The following is an 18047-nucleotide window of genomic DNA, read 5'->3' as shown; positions in this document are numbered from 1 at the left end:
CTTGGACTATGGGCTCCTACTTTATTGGGTGTAATGATATACTTAAAAATAATTCAACGTGAGCGCAGATAATATTATTTTCTACTTTTCTATTTTCGTTGGAATCTGCGTTATAATTTGGGCTTATTTTATGATTAATGAATACAATAAAGTGAGTAAAGATTAATTTTATTCTTACAAATTTATTAGTAAACCATTCCTTCTACTAAATTAATTTCTAGTTCATATATAAGATATGGTAATTGATAATGTTTTATATTTAAAGTTAAAACACTATTATTCCTATTTGTATTTTAACTCATTTCTAAATAGTAGTTTTATGAGCTAAAAAACTATAAAACATCATTTCTATTCATTATTTTTTTCTAACAAAACTGTATCAAATTCTGAATTGAATGTCACCTTACCATTTTTAACTATTAGGGTTTGATTAGAATAAAAATCTTTTAATTCATCTCCGTTCTTAAAAACCGATGAAACATCTATCGTAATATTTCTATTGTTAAAATTAATTCCGATTACAACTTTATCATCATTTCTAACCCTAGAAAAAACCAATCCATCTTCATGAGAAATTAGTTTGTGTTTACCAGCACCAACAGCCATATGATTTGCTCTAAACTGACCTAATTTTTGCCAATGAGTTAAAATTTTTCCAGTAGTCTCATCACTCTGAACAGCATCCCAGTTCATAAAAGAACGTAATGTTGCATCACCAACTGTACCTTCAATTGTTAAATCTCTGGCAGATTCATCTCCATAATACACTTGAGAAGTTCCTGGAGTTAATAATAACATTGTAGCTGTTTTGTATGGCATTGCTCTTTCTTTATCAAAAGGTTGTCCATCATCATGAGAGGTCATGTAATTTAGAACTCCATACCCTTTTAAATTGGTGTTTAAAATTGAATAGTATTTATGAAACACAGCACCTTCATCCATTTGTTTTGCATTCCATTTGATTTCAAAATTGATTAAACTATTAAAAGCATTATCAAAATAATTTACATTTTTATCCCCAAAAGGAAATGCTTTTCCATGAGAAATTGCATAATTATAGACTTCTCCAACCAAATAAAAATTAGTATCATCTAAAACCTTATCGGGATTGTTTTTCTTGAACATTTCAAAAGCATAATCACATTCAGCTTTAAACTCTTGCCAAACAAATTCCTCTGTATGCTTTACAGTATCTACTCTGTAACCATCAATTCCGAATTCTGTAATGTAATCAGTTAACCATTTCATGATATAAAAACGAGGAGCTCTTGGATGACCAGTTCTCTCAAAAAAGGCATCCAACTCTTTCACTTCTTGCTCATAGCGTCCTTCATCTTTCCATTTTGCTACTAGTAGTGGAGGCAATGCTACATTTTCGTTACTCTCAGTTTTAATATCTGGTAAATTTTTAACCAATGTACATGTAATTGTATTCTCATAATTAGAATATTGGCATTGTGGTTCAGTTCTTACCCAACTTGAAGGCCAAACAGAATCTTTTTCTGTTACAGGACCTGTATGATTGATAACAGCATCTAACAAAATTCGAATTCCTTTTTTGTGTGCTTCTGCTACCAGTTCTTTTAGGTCCTCCTTTGTTCCGTAATTTGAATCGATATTTGTCCAATCTTTGGCCCAATAGCCATGATAACCATAAGAAACACCAGTTCCTTCATCTGTAGCTCCATGGATTTGCTCTACAATTGGCGTCATCCAAATGGCATTAATTCCTAAATCTGTAAAGTAGCCTTCTTTAATTTTTTGCGTAATTCCTTTGATATCTCCACCTTCAAAACCTCTTAAGGTTCCTGTTTCTTTGGTTCTATCATAACTGATATCATTAGTTGTATCTCCATTATTAAAACGATCTGTTAATAGAAAATAAATATTTGCTCCTTCCCAAACAAACTCCTTGATTTCATTTTTTTCAATTTTATCAGCTTTTTTTTCTTGACAAGAAATTAGAGCTACAAATAAAAAACAGGCAAGAATTAATTTTTTCATAATTATAGTTTAAGTAGTAGACCTCTAAGGTTTTAGAAACCTGAAAGGTTTGTAAATGTATTATTGTAATTTTAATATAAAAGATTCTAAAGGTTTTAGTTTTAAAGTAATCAGTCCTTTTCCACCCTGAACATTTAAAGTGAACGATTCTTTTTGATACAATTGATCTGTTGCTTGATATTTCCCATCAACTAAATTCCATTTTTTTATAATTTCTGATGGAATTTCTAACACAAATCTATGATGATCTTTGGCATCAAAATTAGAAACAACGATTAGTTTTTCATTTTCTGACCAACGTAAAAATGACAAGATTTTATCGCCATAATTTAAAGTATTTTCTCTATTATATTGATGAATATCTGCATACTCACCCATTAACGCATCAGAAGAAATCGTAAAATTTAATAAACGCTTATAAAAATCTCTTAATGCTAATTCTTCTTTGGTTGATTTACCTCCATCAAATTGCTTATTATTTACCCAACGTTGCAAACTTGGAACTCCAACATAATCAAAAATTGAAGTTCTAGATGGACTTCCAAATCCTGCGTCTTCTGAACCATCTTCTCCAAATTCTTGACCAAAATAAACCATAGTAGGTGCAGTAGAAATGGTTGCAGAAACCACCATTGCTGGTTTACCCTTTAAAGCATTTCCTGCAAATTCTGGACTCGCAATTCGTTGTTCGTCATGATTTTCTAAGAAATGTAACATGTGGTGTTCTATATCTTTTAAATCTTCTTGAATTGGAGGAATGTTTTCTGTTAAACCATGACCTTGCATTACGTGTTTTATGGTATCATACAACTGCACTTTGTCATACAAATAATCCATTTTCCCTTTTTTTATGTAGGCTCTGTATTGCTTAGGATTATACACTTCTGCTAATAAAAAAGCATCCGGATTTTTCATTTTGATATTCGAGTTTAGATAACTCCAAAATTCTACTGGCACCATTTCTGCCATATCATATCTAAAACCATCAACACCTTTTTCTAGCCAATAGAGAGTAATATCTCTAAATTTTACCCAAGAATTTGGTACAGTTTTATCTTGCCAAAATGCAAAATGTTTTTGATAACCTTCATTTTCAAAGCCTGCTGGCAATTCATCAAAATCTTTTTTACCCTCTGGAGAAATACCATAATTTACTTTTACAGTTTCATACCAATCATAAAAACTAGGTTTTGGTGATCTTGAACCATTTCCAGTCCATTTAGCTGGATTTTCTTTAAATTCACCATCACTTAAAGGATGTTTTTCTCCACCTAAAGGTTGGTATCCATTTAAAAAATCAGGTACTTCAAAAGGTGTGTTTGATACATAGTAAAAATTGTTATTTACATCATATTCTTTTGAGGTATCATCATCTGCACCAAAATCTTTGGTGCCTTCTGGATTGGAAATACTCTGATAATTTCTAGCAACGTGATTAGGAACAATGTCTATAATTACTTTTAAATCATTCTCATGAGAACGTTTGATTAACGCTTCAAATTCTTGCAATCTATTGGCTACATTTTCTGCCAAATCTGGATTTACATTGTAATAATCTTTTACTGCATAAGGTGAACCTGCTCTACCTTTTACCACATCTGGATCGTCATTTGAGATGCCATATTTTGTATAATCTCGAATTACATCATGATGAGGCACACCTGTATACCAAATATGAGTAACCCCTAATTTTTTTATTTCTGATAGGGCTTTGTCTGTAAAATCATTGAACTTCCCTACTCCATTTTCTTCAATGGTTCCCCAAGGTTTATTGGTGGTATTTGTGTTACCAAAAAGCCTCGTAAAAACTTGATACACCACCAATTTTCTTTTCTTTTTTTCATCAATAGTTACTGCTACATTATTAGTTACCTTTTCTGGCTTACACCCTACTAATACAGCTAAAAAAACTGCCAATATGATTGTATTTTTACGCATCCTTCCTATTACTTTAACGATATTTTAATTTTTAACTCTTTAGTTGGATTCCATTTTACTGGAATTCTCAATTGATTGTTTTCTGGAGAAATTCTAAGTCTTTTTCCATCAACTTTAATTCTTCTAGGTTGCCAGTTGATATTATGCAAAATCAACTTAACCTCTTTTTGTTCTGGATTCCAATTCTTTCCAAATTCAGCTTCTAAATCAATTTCTAAATAACGTTTCTTAAGTTCTACTTCAAACTCTAATTGTTCATACTTTCCTTTTTCAAAAGCATTTGCTGTTAGTCCATCATCATTATAAAGTGTTCTTTCTGATTCTTTTACAGAAGCATCAAACCAATAATGTAGTTCTAACTGATTTCCTGAATAATTGTCTGTTGTTTGCACCAATTTTGTCATTGGAATTACAACTCCACCTCTCACATAAGTTGGGATCGCTTTTTGTTTTACTTTTACGGTTTTGGTTTGTCCACCCTCTATTTTTTCATCAACATAAAAATTAAACCAATTTGATTTTTTTGGAAAATAAATGGATTTTGTTTTTACAGAATCTTTTAAAATCGGTGTGATTAAAAAATCTTTTCCCCATAAATAGGTTTCTGAATTTTCCATCAACTTATCATTATCTTCTTCAAAGAAAATTGGACGCATTAAAGGAGTACCTTTTTGATTGTTCTCAAACGCTAAATTGTAATTGTAAGGCAACATTTTGTAGCGCAATTCAATGGCTTTTTTGGCATGTTTTTTTGCAAATTCGCTTCTAAAAACAGGCTCGCTTGCAACATCTTCTTGTGCATGTGGCCTGAAAATTGGCTGAAAAACACCATATTGCAACCAACGCGTGTATAAATTATCATCTAAGTTTGCGCCTGCAAATCCGCCTAAATCAGAATGCATATAACCCAAACCTTGCATTCCCATTTGTAGAGAAATTTCTGGTTGACTTTGCAAACCTCCCCAAGTTCTGTTAACATCTCCAGACCAAGGAATCATTCCAAAACGTTGCGAACCTGAATATCCTGCACGCATTAAAATAAATGGTCTTTCATTTGGGAATTCTTTTTGATATCCTTCAAAAATTAATCTAGCCCAATCATGACCATAAATATTATGAATTTCATCAGCATTGATTTTTTGGTTTTCTCCAAAACTTACCCAAGAAGGCAATACTTCTGGCTCACCCAAATCTCCCCACAAACCTTTAACTCCGTAACCTAGAATTTCTTTGTAGATATTCCAAAACCAATCTTTCCCTTCTTCTTTGTAGATATCTATAATACCTGTATTTCCAAAATAAAATGGATATTTCGCAGGATTATTGACGGTATCTTTGGCTAAAATATTTTTAGAAACAGCTTGTTTCCATCTTTTTGAAGTATCAACAATAAAAGGTTCTGTAATTAATATAGTTTTTACTCCTTTATCTTTTAACCTAGAAACCATTCCTTTCATATCTGGAAAAGAATCTTTATCGACTTCTAGATTTCCCATAGTTCCTTGTACCGCTTTTCCAAACCAATACAAGTCTAAAATAATGGCATCAACAGGAATTTTTTCTTCTTTAAACTTATCAATAGTTGCTTCTGTTTGTTCTTGCGTTCTATACCCAAATCTGCTAGAGAAGTTACCTAAAACCCATCTTGGAGGCAAAGGTTGTTTTCCTGTTAAATTGGTATAATTGTCTAATAAATCTTCCCAAGAATCACCTACAATAATTTGATATGTTTTACGACCTGAAATGGTTTCATAGGTTAATGTATTGTCCTTTTTACTATCCAATTCTAAATATCCAACAGGTGCATTATCAAAATGAATCATGTATTTTTTTGAGGAAATCACTACAGGAATTGTAAAATTCATCAACTCAGAATGTGTTTCATAACCATAATGTGCTCTATTATACAAAGGCAAACGATGTCCACGCCTGTTCATTCCTAAAGCCCTTGCTCCAGCTCCATACAAGATTTCATTATCTGTTAAATTGAATTCAATTTTTTCTGTTTCTTTATTAGGTATATTTCCTTTAACCATTTCTAAAGGAGTATGTTCAGATTTAAAATATCCTCTTTTTTCTGAGGTAATTACATTGTTTTGTTTATCGGAATAAGAAATTTGAAAAGGTTCTGTAGTAATATCAATTGAGATAGATTCACTAGAAAATGAAATGGTATTTCCCTTATATTTATACATTGTTTTAACTTTTTTGGGTTGTAAAACAACTGCATGACTTGTTTTATTTACTTTTTCATCTTTTGGGATAAAAGTTGTTTCAACAATAGCATCTGTATAAAATTGAAATTTATAGGCACCATCGTTTGTAACCACCGTAAAAACTCCAGCTTCTTCATTATGAGATTTATATACCCTATTTGAGTTTTGAGCAAATGAAAAAGTGGTTACAAAGAATAATAAAAAAAGGAGTTTAAATGTTTTCATAAAATTATTTTGTAGACCTCACAGGTTTTAAAAACCTGTGAGGTCTTACCTTAAAGAATCTATTATTTTTTTAGCAAAAAAGTTAAAGGAATATCAACCCTTTTTTGCCATGATTTTTCAGAATGATTTGTTCCCTCAAAAAACAGGTTTTTATAATTATATTTTGTGTAACCATTTTTTAAAAAAATGGAATCTACTTTTGAAGCATACTGTGGATACAATTGATCTAAAGTTTTGTTACCATAATCAAAATACATTTTATGCGATTTTGAGTCAGGCAAATTTTCTTCTAAATAAGCAAAAATTGCTTCTGGTAAAGGATTATTCTCTGAAGGAGAACCTCCAACCCAATGTGTGGAAATACAAGCTCCACCAGCAAAAACATTTGGATATTCTGCAACTGCATAGATAGACATTAAACCTCCCATAGAAGAACCCATTACAAACGTATTTTCCTTGTTTGCATATACAGCATACGTTTTATCTACATAAGGTTTTACTTCAGAAACCAAAAATTCTAAATAGTCATCACCTTTTAAATTTGTGCTAAAATTGTTCTTTTTTGCCTCTGCATATAAATTCTCTTTTGCTTCTTTGGATACAAAATCCATAGCTTGTTCTGGAAATAAATCTTGCCAACGAATTTGTGGTATGTTGTGAATAGCAACTACAATAAAATCTTTTACAATACCATCTTTCATTAATTTGGTAGCAGCTTCATCAATCATCCATTCTTGTTTGTTCCATGTTGTTGTTGCATCAAATAAATTTTGACCATCGTGCATATATAAAACTGCGTATTTTTTTTCTGATGAGTAATTTTCTGGTAACCAAACATCAACTGGCCTTGGAGTGATAAATTTGGATGGAAAAGAATCGATTCTAATTAATTTACCTGCAGCCAAAGTTGTTGATGATAATTTGTATGCCTTTATTGCTAGTTTTGATGATTCTTGCTTTTTATCTTTTTCAGTTTTATGACAAGATATACAAATTGTGATTGCTAATAAGATTAGTATTTTTTTCATGATTAAAATTTCTCGATACAATTTTTCGTTCCTCAAAATCACTCGAAATGACATTGAATCTTTATTAATGTTTCGTGGTTAAAATAATACTTCCTTTTTCTGACAGCTGAATAGCATCTTTCCATAAAAAGGCTTCACCTGTGATGATGTTTTTTAACGTTTTTCCTTCTAAACCAACTTCTGCATAACGTTTTAAATCAATAGTAATTGGCTTTTCATTTTTATTAATGATGTGCACTACTGTTTCATCTCCTTTTACTCTAAACAAAAAGTATGTTCCCATAAATGGTGCAAAATGGATGGTTTTTCCACCTTGAATTGCGGCGCTATTTTTACGATAATTTAAAATGGATTTTACAAAATTTTGCATTTCTTTTTTGTCTTTAGAAAGACCTGCTCCAGTAAATGCATTTACTTGATCACCATTCCATCCTCCAGGGAAATCAGTTCTAATTAATCCATGATCTCCATGATTTGCAGTATCATCCATTAGAATTTCTGTACCATAATAAACTTGAGGAATTCTTGGCATCATTAGCATGTAACTTAAAGCCATTTTTGCTTTGGTTACATCCTCATTTAAAGCTGTAAACATTCTTCCTTCATCATGATTATCTAAAAAAACCATAATATCTTTTGGAGTTGAGTAATGAAAATCGTTTGCCAAACCTTCATAGATTTTCACTAAACCTGTTCCCCAATATTCATCCTCATTAATCCCATCAATAATGGCTTTTTGCATGGGAAAATCCATAGTAGATTTTAAGTTAGACTCATAACCATCTTTATTCTTTGCGCCTGTTTGCCAATACCCCACCAATAACGGATTGTAACTCCATTCTTCACCAACAATAGAAAAATTTGGATATTCTTTCATAATGGCTCCTGCCCAATTACTCATAAATTCTTTATCTGGATAAGGATACGTGTCTTGACGAATTCCACCCAAACCTAAGGTTTCTATCCACCAAATTGAATTTTGAATGATGTAATTGGCTAAAAAAGGATTACGTTGATTTAAATCTGGCATGGTTTCTACAAACCAACCTTCGTTATTTCCTTTTTTATCAGCATCTGAAGCATACAAATCTTGATTTGTAGTTCTTCTATGATTGGATCTATTTACAATTTTTTGATTCCAATTCTCTTTGTTTTTCTCATAATATTCTTGATCATTAACCCAATCATCAAAAGGCAAATCTTTCATCCACCAATGTTCTAATCCACAGTGATTGGCTACTTGGTCCATAATCAATTTCATGTCTTTTTTACGTAATTCATCAGCTAATTTTTTGTAATCTTCCATTGTTCCAAAACGTGGATCAACTTGATAATAATCTGTAATTGCGTAACCGTGATAAGAACCACGAGGCATGTTGTTTGTTAATACTGGGGTTGGCCAAACAGCCGTAAAACCTAAGTCTGAAATGTAATCTACGTGATTGGTAATCCCTTGTAAATCTCCTCCATGACGTTTGTAACCATCTGTTCTGTCTAAAGATTGATCTTTTAACTTTTTGTTGATATCATTAGATTCATCCGCATTTGCAAAACGATCTGGAGTGATTAAATAAATGGCATCAGAACTATCAAAACCTTTATAAGATTCTGCTGATTTTTCTCTATTTTTTAACTCGTAAGTATGTGTTTTTTTAGAATTGTCATCAAATGTAAAGGTGATATCAAATTTTCCAGCTTTTGCAGTTTCATCAATTGTTATATCAATAAATAAATAATTTTTGCTTCTTGCTGTGTGAAATTTATCGATAGTTAGACCTCGATAATTTATACTTGGTTTAGAAACACCAATATTGTCATCTTTAACTAATAACTGTAGTGTGTTGTTCTCAAAACCTATCCACCAGTGTGGAGGCTCAACTCTTTCTAAAGTAGTGTTAGAAACAGAAACTTCAGAAACATTTTTTAATGATTCTTCATTTTTACACGAAAAAAATAAAGCTATGAATAATAATAACGACAAAATGTTTCTGAAAAGTTTCATAATAATTCTATTAAACTGTTTCTAAGTTATTTGGATATACTGTTTTTAACTCTCCTTTCACCAAAATTTTGATCTCTGATGTACCTTCTACCTCAAAAAATGTTTGCTCTTGTTGCACATTTACATTGATAGTATGGTTTCTAAAATTCACTTTAAATGAATACGAATTCCATTCTTTAGGAATTTTAGGATTAAAAGACAGCATGTTATTTACAACTCTCATTCCACCAAAACCTTCTACAATACTCATCCAAGTTCCTGCCATAGACGTAATGTGCAATCCTTCTTCTACTTCGTGATTGTAATCGTCTAAATCTAAACGAGAAGTACGCAAATAGAATTCGTAAGCTTGCTCCATTCTATCTAATTTAGCTGCCTGAATACTGTGCACACATGGAGATAAAGAGCTTTCGTGAACGGTAAATGGCTCATAAAAGTCGAAATGACGTTCTAATTCAGCATCAGAAAAATGATCTTCGAACATGTAAAATCCTTGTAAGGTATCTGCTTGTTTGATATATGGTGAACGTAAAATACGATCCCAACTCCATTTTTGATTGATTGGTCTTTGAGATTTGTCTAAATCTGCAACTGTAATCAATTCTTTGTCTAAAAAGCCATCTTGTTGTAAGAAAACGTTATGTTTTTCTGAATATGGAAAATACATATTGTCAGCTACTTTTTTCCAAGATTTTAATTCATCATCCGTAAAATTGGCTTTCTCTTTAATTCTGATATAATCTGAAATGTGATCAGTTTTTACAATATCAATATTTTCTAGAGCATACTCAATACACCATTTTGCAATGTAGTTTGTGTACCAATTATTATTAACGTTGTTTTCGTACTCATTAGGACCTGTTACACCCAACATTACGTACTTGTTTTTATCAGTAGAAAAATTAACTCTTTGATGCCAAAAACGAGCAATACCTATTAAAACTTCCAATCCTTTTTCTGGAATGTATGAGTAATCTTCGGTAAATCTGTGATAGTTATAAATAGCAAAAGCAATGGCTCCATTTCTATGGATTTCTTCAAAAGTAATTTCCCATTCATTGTGACATTCTTCACCATTCATAGTTACCATTGGATACAATGCTGCACCATTTGTAAATCCAAGTTTTGCAGCATTTTCTATAGCTTTATCTAAATGTTTGTATCTGTATTCTAATAAAGTTCTAGCTACAGATTGGTCTTTGGTTGCCATATAAAAAGGAATACAATATGCCTCAGTATCCCAATAGGTACTTCCTCCATATTTCTCTCCTGTAAATCCTTTTGGACCAATATTTAAGGTAGCATCTGTACCTAAATAGGTTTGGTTTAATTGAAAAATATTAAAACGAATACCTTGTTGCGCTTTTACATCACCCTCTATAGTGATGTCTGACATTTTCCAAATTTTTGCCCAAGATTGCTTTTGCATTTCTAACAATGCTTCAAAACCAAAATTTACAGCATTATTTAAAACTTCTTTTGCTGCAGCAACTAATTCATTTTTATGGTGATTTCTATCTACCACATACCCTCCAAATTTATGAATGGTATATGTTTGATTATGTTTGATTTCTTGTTGATATGTGCAAGATGAAGATTTATCTGTTTTTTGATTATTACAACCAGTTATTACTTCTTTACCATCAATAAACAAACGAGATTCCATAAAAGTACACGTGTAGAAATCAGTTTTCATTGTACGTGCTTGTATAAACGATTGCTGATTGTTTTGAGATACTTCTAATACATCCCAAAATTGGTCATCCCAGTTGGTATCTTCATTGGTAATACCAGCATCTAAATATGGTGAAAATGTAATTTTTGCATCTGAATTTAATGGAGTTACTGCATAACTAATTGCACCCACTTCATCTAACTCTAAGCTTAAAAAACGTTTTGTTTTTACTTCTATTTGTGTTCCATTTTGTAATTCAGCTTCAAAACTTCGAGACAACCAACCTTCTTTCATGTTCAGTTCTCTTTTAAATTTTGAAACGGATTTACAGGTATTTAAATCTAATTCTTCGTCATTAATTTTAACGTTAATTCCTATCCAACTAGGTGCATTTAAAACTTTTGCAAAATATTCTGGATATCCGTTTTTCCACCATCCAACACGTGTTTTATCAGGATAATAAACTCCTGCAATATAACTTCCTTGAAATGTTTCTCCTGAGTATTTTTCTTCAAAATTGGCACGTTGTCCCATGGCTCCATTACCAATACTGAACAAACTTTCTGAAGATTTTACCATTGCTGCATCAAATCCTTCTTCGAGAATTGACCAAGCGTTTGGTTTTATATAATCTTGATTCATCTTAATTTTCTATTAATGTTGTAATAAAATCGGTACTGATTTGTGTAAAGTCTGTAAAATTATATTTAGCTTCAGACAATACATTTTCATCTCCTATACCTATACTTATCATTTGCGCTGTGTTTGCGGCTTCTACACCAGCTACAGCATCTTCAAAAACTACACAATCGTTAGATTTTACCCCCAACTGTTTTGCTGCTAAGAGAAAAACTTCTGGATCTGGTTTTGCTTTTGTAACATTATTACCATCTACTATGGTATCAAAATAATGCAGTAAACCTACCTTTTCTAAAATTGGTTGTGCGTTTTTACTTGCTGAACCTAAAGCTATTGGAACATCATTCTCTTTTAAAAATGCTAAAACCTTAGGAACATCTGGGAGAATCTCAGATTCATCCATCTTTTCAATATACTCTAGATAATCTTCATTTTTAGTGATCATCCAAGTATCAAATTGTTTTTGTGTGTGTTCTATTTTACCAATATCATTTAATAAAATATCTAAACAACGTTTTCTACTTACGCCTTTAAATAATTCATTTTGTTCTTTTGTAAATTCGAAACCTAATTCGTTGGCTAGCTTTTTCCAAGCTAAGTAGTGATATTTGGCAGTGTCTACGATTACACCATCCAAATCGAATATAAATCCTTTTGTCATTTTAATTTGATTTTACTACATCATCTACATCTTTTACTTTGTAGACTAAGGCTGCAGCAATTAAGAAACTAATACCGCTAATAACCAAAGCAAATATTGCCTCATTATTATAAGCATATTTTACTAACGGACCACCAATTAATGCATTGATAATCTGAGGAATTACGATAAAGAAATTAAAAATCCCCATATAAACTCCCATTTTTTTAGCTGATATAGAACCTGCTAAAATTGCATAAGGCATTGCTAAAATACTTGCCCAAGCAATTCCTACTCCTACCATAGAAACAATCAACCAATTTTTATCTGGCATGATGTAAATTGATAAAAGTCCTAAACCTCCAATAATAAGTGATATTGAATGCGTTTTCTTTCTTCCTAGTTGTTTTGCGATATATGGTAAAGCAAAGGCATAAAAAGCTGAAACTAAATTGTAAATTCCGAAAAGAATTCCAACCCAATCTCCTGCATCTTGATAAGAAGTACTACTACTGTCTGTATGCGGCAAACCATAAATATGTTGCGCAATGGCTGGCGTAGCAAAAACCCACATTCCAAAAAGTCCAAACCAAGAAAAGAACTGCACCCAACTTAATTGACGCATTGTTGTTGGCATTTTTCTGAAATCTTCAAAAATATCCATCAAACTTGAACTTTCTTCTTCTGTAGCCTCATCAGAATCATTGTCAAAACTTGCCAATTCTTCTGGAGAATACTCTGAGGTTGAAGTAACCGTAACTAAAATTGAAATAATTAAGATAGCTGCACCAATAATAAAAGACCAAATTAGATTATCAGGAACAATTCCTTGTGATGTTTTGTTAGAAACACCAAACCAATTTGTTAATGCATAAGGTAACCATGACCCAACTACTGCTCCAAAACCAATTAAAGCAGTTTGTACGCTAAATCCTAAAGTTCTTTGATCTGTTCTTAAATTATCTCCTACTAAAGCTCTAAAAGGCTCCATAGCAATGTTAAAAGAAGCATCCATAATCATTAAAAAACCTGCACCAACCCATAAAGCTGGTAAAAAGGCAATGAAAATATCTGCCTGTGGCATCAATACCAAACCAATAGATGCTAATATAGCACCAATTAAAAAGTATGGTTTTCTTCTCCCAAAACGCCCCCAAGTTTTATCACTATAATGACCAATAATAGGTTGAACAATCAATCCCATTAAAGGTGCTATAATCCAAAACCAAGAAAGTTCGTGGACATCTGCTCCAAAAATTTGTAAAATCCTACTTGCGTTTGCATTTTGTAGGGCAAACCCCATTTGAATTCCTAAAAATCCAAAACTCATGTTCCAGATTTGCCAGAAGCTTAATTTACGCTTTTGCATTATCGTAATTATTTTAATGAATACTACGATAAGTGTTTAGACTTATCAATTATTAAGTGTGGAATGAAATCTATTGATAAATCGTAAATATGTAACAAAGATATACTATTTCTTTGAATTTGATAAAAAACAAGTAAAAAATCTACGACGACGTTTTCGTAAAAGTAAGAAAAGTAATAAAAAGTTACGACGACGTTTTCGTAGATTCTCGCAACTTTAAATCACTAGAAATCACAATCTTTTTTGGTTTTATTGTTTCAGATTCTTTTTCAATTCTCTCAATCAACAATTCAACTGCTTGCCTTCCCATAGTAAAGCCATGTTGCGCAATTGTTGTGATTGATGGTGAAGAATATTCAGAAATCAAACCATCTGTAAAACCAATAACTGCAAGGTCTTCAGGCACTTTCACACCTTTTCTTTTTGCTATTCTCATTGTTTTTGCCGCATAAATTTCGTTTACAGCAAAAACACCATCAATATCAGATTCAAAAACCTTCTCTATTTGCGGCGTTATATCTTGTTTTTCGTCAATCTTTACAATGAGATTACTATCTTTTTTAATATATGATTCAATCAAAGCTTTTTCATAACCTTGTCTTCTCAGAGCCCCTACATTAACATGATCTGGAGTAGTAATTAAAGCTATATTTTTTCTTCCACTATCTAATAAATGTTTTGTTGCTTTATAGCCAGCACTTACATCATCTACAACTACTTTATCACATAAAATATCATCAACAACTCTATCAAAAAGCACTAAAGGAATTTCTTCCGAAACCAAACCTTTAAAATGATTAAAATCCTTATTTTCAAGTGTTTCACTTGCTATCGAAACAATAATTCCGTCTACACTTCCATTAGATAATACCTTTAAAGTTTCTACTTCTTTTTGGTAAGATTCATTTGAAAAACAAACCATTATGTGATACCCTTTTTCGTTAGCACCATCTTCAATACCTTTAATCACAGTAGAAAAAAAATGATGTACTATTTTGGGTAAAATAACACCAATTACTTTTGTCTTTTGATTGCGAAGCTGTAATGCTAAATGGTTGGGTTTGTAATTGTATAAGTTGGCATAAGCTTGTATTTTTTCTTTTGTTTCTTGGCTAATCTCATGACTATCTTTTAAAGCCTTTGATACAGTTGATGTAGAAACTCCCAATTCTTTAGCAATTGTTTTAATGGTAATTTTTTGCTTCATTTTTTATTAAAAGATAAAATTTGATGTTATTTTATGTTAATATAATAATAATTCTTAAAAAAAAGTTATTAACACGAAACCGATTTCGTAACTTTTTTAATATTGAAAATACAGATTTACACTATATCTTTACTAAGTGGAATGTGAATTTATTGTTAACTCCAAATCAAATTTACAGTTATTATTTAACAAATTATACATGAAAAAATTTAAATTATTGTTAATTGGAATTCTTTTGACTTCATCATTTACAATGTTTGCTCAACAAACAATAAAAGGTGTTGTAAAAGAAAAAGCTACAGGCGAACCTTTGCCTGGAGTTAGTGTAGTGGTAAAGAGTACTACTAAAGGTACTCAAACTGACTTCGATGGAAACTTTTCTTTAGAAAAAGTAAACACTGGTGATGTACTTGTTTTTAGATATTTAGGTTTTGCGAACAAAGAAATCACTATAGGAACAAACTTCAACATTACAGTTGAATTGGATGAATCTTCAGAACAATTAGATGAAATAGTTGTTGTAGGTTATGGTACAACAACCGTAAAAGATGCTACAGGTTCTATAGAGGCTATTACAGCTAAAGAAATGACAAAAGGTAACATTGTAACTGCAGAAAACCTTATAAGCGGTAGAGTTTCTGGTGTTAATATTGTTACAAGTGGTGCTCCTGGCTCTGGCTCTGAAATCAGAATTCGTGGTGGTTCATCTTTAAACGCTTCTAACGATCCTTTAATCGTTATTAATGGTTTACCATTATCTGGCGTTGACTTAAATAGTATTAACCCAAATGATATTGAGTCTTTCTCTGTCTTAAAAGATGCATCTGCTACAGCTATTTATGGAGCAAGGGGTGCAAATGGTGTAATTATTATTACAACTAAAAAAGGTAGAAAAGAGTTTTCATTAGATTATGACTACCAAATGAATTTTGGTGAAATTAGAGACAGAATTAATGTTTTTAATGCAGATGCTTTTAGACAAATTATAAATCAAAGAAGACCAGGAGATGCTGGTTTATTAGGAAATGCAAATACAAATTGGCAAGACAAAGTTTTACAAAAATCAGTTTCTACTTTTCACAATATAAGTGCTAGAGGTCAGATTTTTGGTTTTATACCTACGAGAGTTTCTGTAAACTTTTCTGAAGTTGAAGGTAACATCTTAACTTCACAATTTGATAGAGCTACAGTATCTTTATCAATGAACCCTTCATTTTTTGATAATCATTTAAAAGTTAGCTTAAACTATAATAGGAACTTTATTAACGAGAGATATGGAAATTCTGGAGCAATTAATGCTGCCTTAAGATTCGATCCTACACAACCAGTGTACGACCCAAGCTCTCCTTTTGGTGGTTTCTACCAACATTTAGATGGTAATGGTCAAGTAGCAAATGGTACTCAAAACCCTGTTGCAAGTTTATTACAAAATAATAGTAGAGGAGACAGATTTAGACAATTTGGTAATTTAAAATTAGATTATAATTTACATTTTTTACCTGAACTTACTGTTACTGTATCTGCTGGTTTTGATAAAACTGAATCAACAAACACTAATGTTACTTCTTTAAACGTACCAACAAACAATAGTGTTAGAGGAAATGATTCTGAAGATTATGGTGAAGGAACTAACGAGAATTTTAAAACATACTTGAACTATGTAAATACATTTGATAAGTTTAAAACAGATATTACTGTTGGTTACGATTATCAATCTTTTGAAGGCTTTGGAACAAGTACAGGAAACAGAAGAGATCCTAACAGTTTTGCTTCCTCTAGTGCTGGTACACCTACTGTATTAATTGGTTTATTAGCTAGAGCTAATTTGACCTTTAATGAAAAGTATTTACTAACATTAAACTACAGAAGAGATGGAACTTCTAGATTTGGTCCTGAAAATAGATGGGGTAACTTTGGAGGTGCTGCTTTGGCTTGGAGAGTTATCGATGAAGATTTCTTAAAAGATAGTAAGGTATTTTCTGATTTAAAATTACGTGCATCTTATGGTGTTAACGGACAATCAGAAGGTATTGCTGGAGACTTATATTTAGATAGATATCGTTTTGGAAATCAAGATTCTCAATATATTTTTGGAGGTACTCCAATACTTTCAACTATCCCAGCTGCAAGAAGTAACCTAAGATGGGAAAAAACAGCTACTGTAGAATTAGGTGTAGACTATGGTTTATTCGATAACAAAATAACAGGCTCTTTAAACGTATTCCAAAAAAACTCTACAGATTTGTTATCTGATGCTCCAGTTGCAGATGGTACTAATTTTACAAATAGAGTTTTACAAAATATTGGTGATTTACAAGTTAATGGTATTGAGTTTGCTGTAAATACAGACGTTATAAGAACAGATGATATAGATTGGAACATCAACTTTAATGCAACGTATTTAGACAGAGAGATTAAAGAATTAGCTTTAGGTCAAGACATCACACAAGGTGGAATTGCTGGAGGTACAGGAAACTTTATTCAATTACATAGAGAAGGTTTTGCTCCTAATTCTTTCTACGTTTACAAACAATTATATGATAGTGCAGGAATGCCAATAGAAGGTGCTTATGCTGATTTAAATGGAGATGGTATAACAAATGATTCTGATAGATACTTAAAAGGAAACCCTTTACCAGATTTCACATTTGGTTTTCAATCTAATTTTAATTACAAAAACTTTGATTTAGCTTTTAACTTAAGAGCAAGCGTTGGAAATTATTTATACAATAACGTAAACTCAGCTTTAGCACAATATGATTTGTTAAGAGACAATGCTGTTTTAGGTAATGTACCAACATCAGTTTTAAATACAAACTTTAATACCACAGCTAATGTGATTAGGTCTGATATCTATTTAGAAAATGCTTCTTTCTTAAGAATGGACAACATTACGTTAGGATACACTTTTGACAGACCAATAAAAAAATTCGCTTCAAATAGTATTCGTATTTGGGCTGGTATACAGAATGTATTTTTATTAACCAACTACTCTGGTTTAGATCCTGAATTAGGTAGTGGTGGTATAGATAATGAAAACTATCCAAGACCTAGAGTATTCTTGGTAGGTGCAAACATTAAATTTTAATTAATAAAGAATTCGA

The 18047-nt window shown here is 31.5% G+C and carries 10 protein-coding genes; 1 reads left to right on the top strand and 9 read right to left on the bottom strand.

Annotated features, from left to right (window positions below; translation table 11 throughout):
• Nucleotides 1-348: 348 nt before the first annotated feature.
• The 9 genes from FP421_RS12140 to FP421_RS12100 form a co-directional block, all read right to left on the bottom strand.
• Nucleotides 349-2004, bottom strand: coding sequence for an alpha-amylase family glycosyl hydrolase (locus tag FP421_RS12140; RefSeq protein ID WP_159950973.1), 1656 nt, complete (start codon nucleotides 2002-2004; stop codon nucleotides 349-351).
• 60 nt (nucleotides 2005-2064) lie between these two features.
• Nucleotides 2065-3942: an alpha-amylase family glycosyl hydrolase gene (locus tag FP421_RS12135; RefSeq protein ID WP_159950971.1), complete on the bottom strand. Its 1878-nt coding sequence runs from the start codon at nucleotides 3940-3942 to the stop codon at nucleotides 2065-2067.
• An 8-nt stretch (nucleotides 3943-3950) separates the two neighbouring features.
• Nucleotides 3951-6383, bottom strand: a complete 2433-nt coding sequence (locus FP421_RS12130) for a TIM-barrel domain-containing protein (protein ID WP_159950969.1) — start codon at nucleotides 6381-6383, stop codon at nucleotides 3951-3953.
• Nucleotides 6384-6445: 62 nt separating this feature from the next.
• Nucleotides 6446-7411: an alpha/beta hydrolase gene (locus FP421_RS12125; RefSeq protein ID WP_159950967.1), complete on the bottom strand. Its 966-nt coding sequence runs from the start codon at nucleotides 7409-7411 to the stop codon at nucleotides 6446-6448.
• A 64-nt stretch (nucleotides 7412-7475) separates the two neighbouring features.
• Nucleotides 7476-9413 carry a glycoside hydrolase family 13 protein gene (locus tag FP421_RS12120; RefSeq protein ID WP_159950965.1) on the bottom strand — a complete coding sequence of 646 codons (1938 nt, stop codon included), beginning with the start codon at nucleotides 9411-9413 and terminating at the stop codon, nucleotides 7476-7478.
• A gap of 10 nt (nucleotides 9414-9423) precedes the next feature.
• Nucleotides 9424-11730, bottom strand: coding sequence for a glycoside hydrolase family 65 protein (locus FP421_RS12115; RefSeq protein ID WP_159950963.1), 2307 nt, complete (start codon nucleotides 11728-11730; stop codon nucleotides 9424-9426).
• Between the two features lies 1 nt (nucleotide 11731).
• On the bottom strand, nucleotides 11732-12388 hold the full coding sequence (pgmB, locus tag FP421_RS12110) for a beta-phosphoglucomutase (protein WP_159950961.1): 657 nt from the start codon (nucleotides 12386-12388) through the stop codon (nucleotides 11732-11734).
• A gap of 1 nt (nucleotide 12389) precedes the next feature.
• Nucleotides 12390-13736: an MFS transporter gene (locus FP421_RS12105; protein ID WP_159950959.1), complete on the bottom strand. Its 1347-nt coding sequence runs from the start codon at nucleotides 13734-13736 to the stop codon at nucleotides 12390-12392.
• Between the two features lie 184 nt (nucleotides 13737-13920).
• On the bottom strand, nucleotides 13921-14943 hold the full coding sequence (locus FP421_RS12100) for a LacI family DNA-binding transcriptional regulator (protein ID WP_159950957.1): 1023 nt from the start codon (nucleotides 14941-14943) through the stop codon (nucleotides 13921-13923).
• Between the two features lie 199 nt (nucleotides 14944-15142).
• On the opposite strand from FP421_RS12100, the gene FP421_RS12095 reads away from it, so the two are divergent.
• Nucleotides 15143-18031: a SusC/RagA family TonB-linked outer membrane protein gene (locus FP421_RS12095; RefSeq protein WP_159950955.1), complete on the top strand. Its 2889-nt coding sequence runs from the start codon at nucleotides 15143-15145 to the stop codon at nucleotides 18029-18031.
• The last annotated feature ends 16 nt before the right edge of the window (nucleotides 18032-18047 follow it).

This window comes from Polaribacter septentrionalilitoris (genome assembly GCF_009832745.1).
GTDB lineage: Bacteria > Bacteroidota > Bacteroidia > Flavobacteriales > Flavobacteriaceae > Polaribacter > Polaribacter septentrionalilitoris.
The sequence above is the reverse complement of the archived record's forward strand: the minus strand, read 5'-3'. Positions and strand labels throughout refer to the sequence as shown.

Bases quoted from the DNA above. Each gene is read 5' to 3' on its own strand.
- FP421_RS12140 (WP_159950973.1), bottom strand. From the start codon at position 2,004: ATGAAAAAATTAATTCTTGCCTGTTTTTTATTTGTAGCTCTAATTTCT.
- FP421_RS12135 (WP_159950971.1), bottom strand. From the start codon at position 3,942: ATGCGTAAAAATACAATCATATTGGCAGTTTTTTTAGCTGTATTAGTA.
- FP421_RS12130 (WP_159950969.1), bottom strand. From the start codon at position 6,383: ATGAAAACATTTAAACTCCTTTTTTTATTATTCTTTGTAACCACTTTT.
- FP421_RS12125 (WP_159950967.1), bottom strand. From the start codon at position 7,411: ATGAAAAAAATACTAATCTTATTAGCAATCACAATTTGTATATCTTGT.
- FP421_RS12120 (WP_159950965.1), bottom strand. From the start codon at position 9,413: ATGAAACTTTTCAGAAACATTTTGTCGTTATTATTATTCATAGCTTTA.
- FP421_RS12115 (WP_159950963.1), bottom strand. From the start codon at position 11,730: ATGAATCAAGATTATATAAAACCAAACGCTTGGTCAATTCTCGAAGAA.
- pgmB (WP_159950961.1), bottom strand. From the start codon at position 12,388: ATGACAAAAGGATTTATATTCGATTTGGATGGTGTAATCGTAGACACT.
- FP421_RS12105 (WP_159950959.1), bottom strand. From the start codon at position 13,736: ATGCAAAAGCGTAAATTAAGCTTCTGGCAAATCTGGAACATGAGTTTT.
- FP421_RS12100 (WP_159950957.1), bottom strand. From the start codon at position 14,943: ATGAAGCAAAAAATTACCATTAAAACAATTGCTAAAGAATTGGGAGTT.
- FP421_RS12095 (WP_159950955.1), top strand. From the start codon at position 15,143: ATGAAAAAATTTAAATTATTGTTAATTGGAATTCTTTTGACTTCATCA.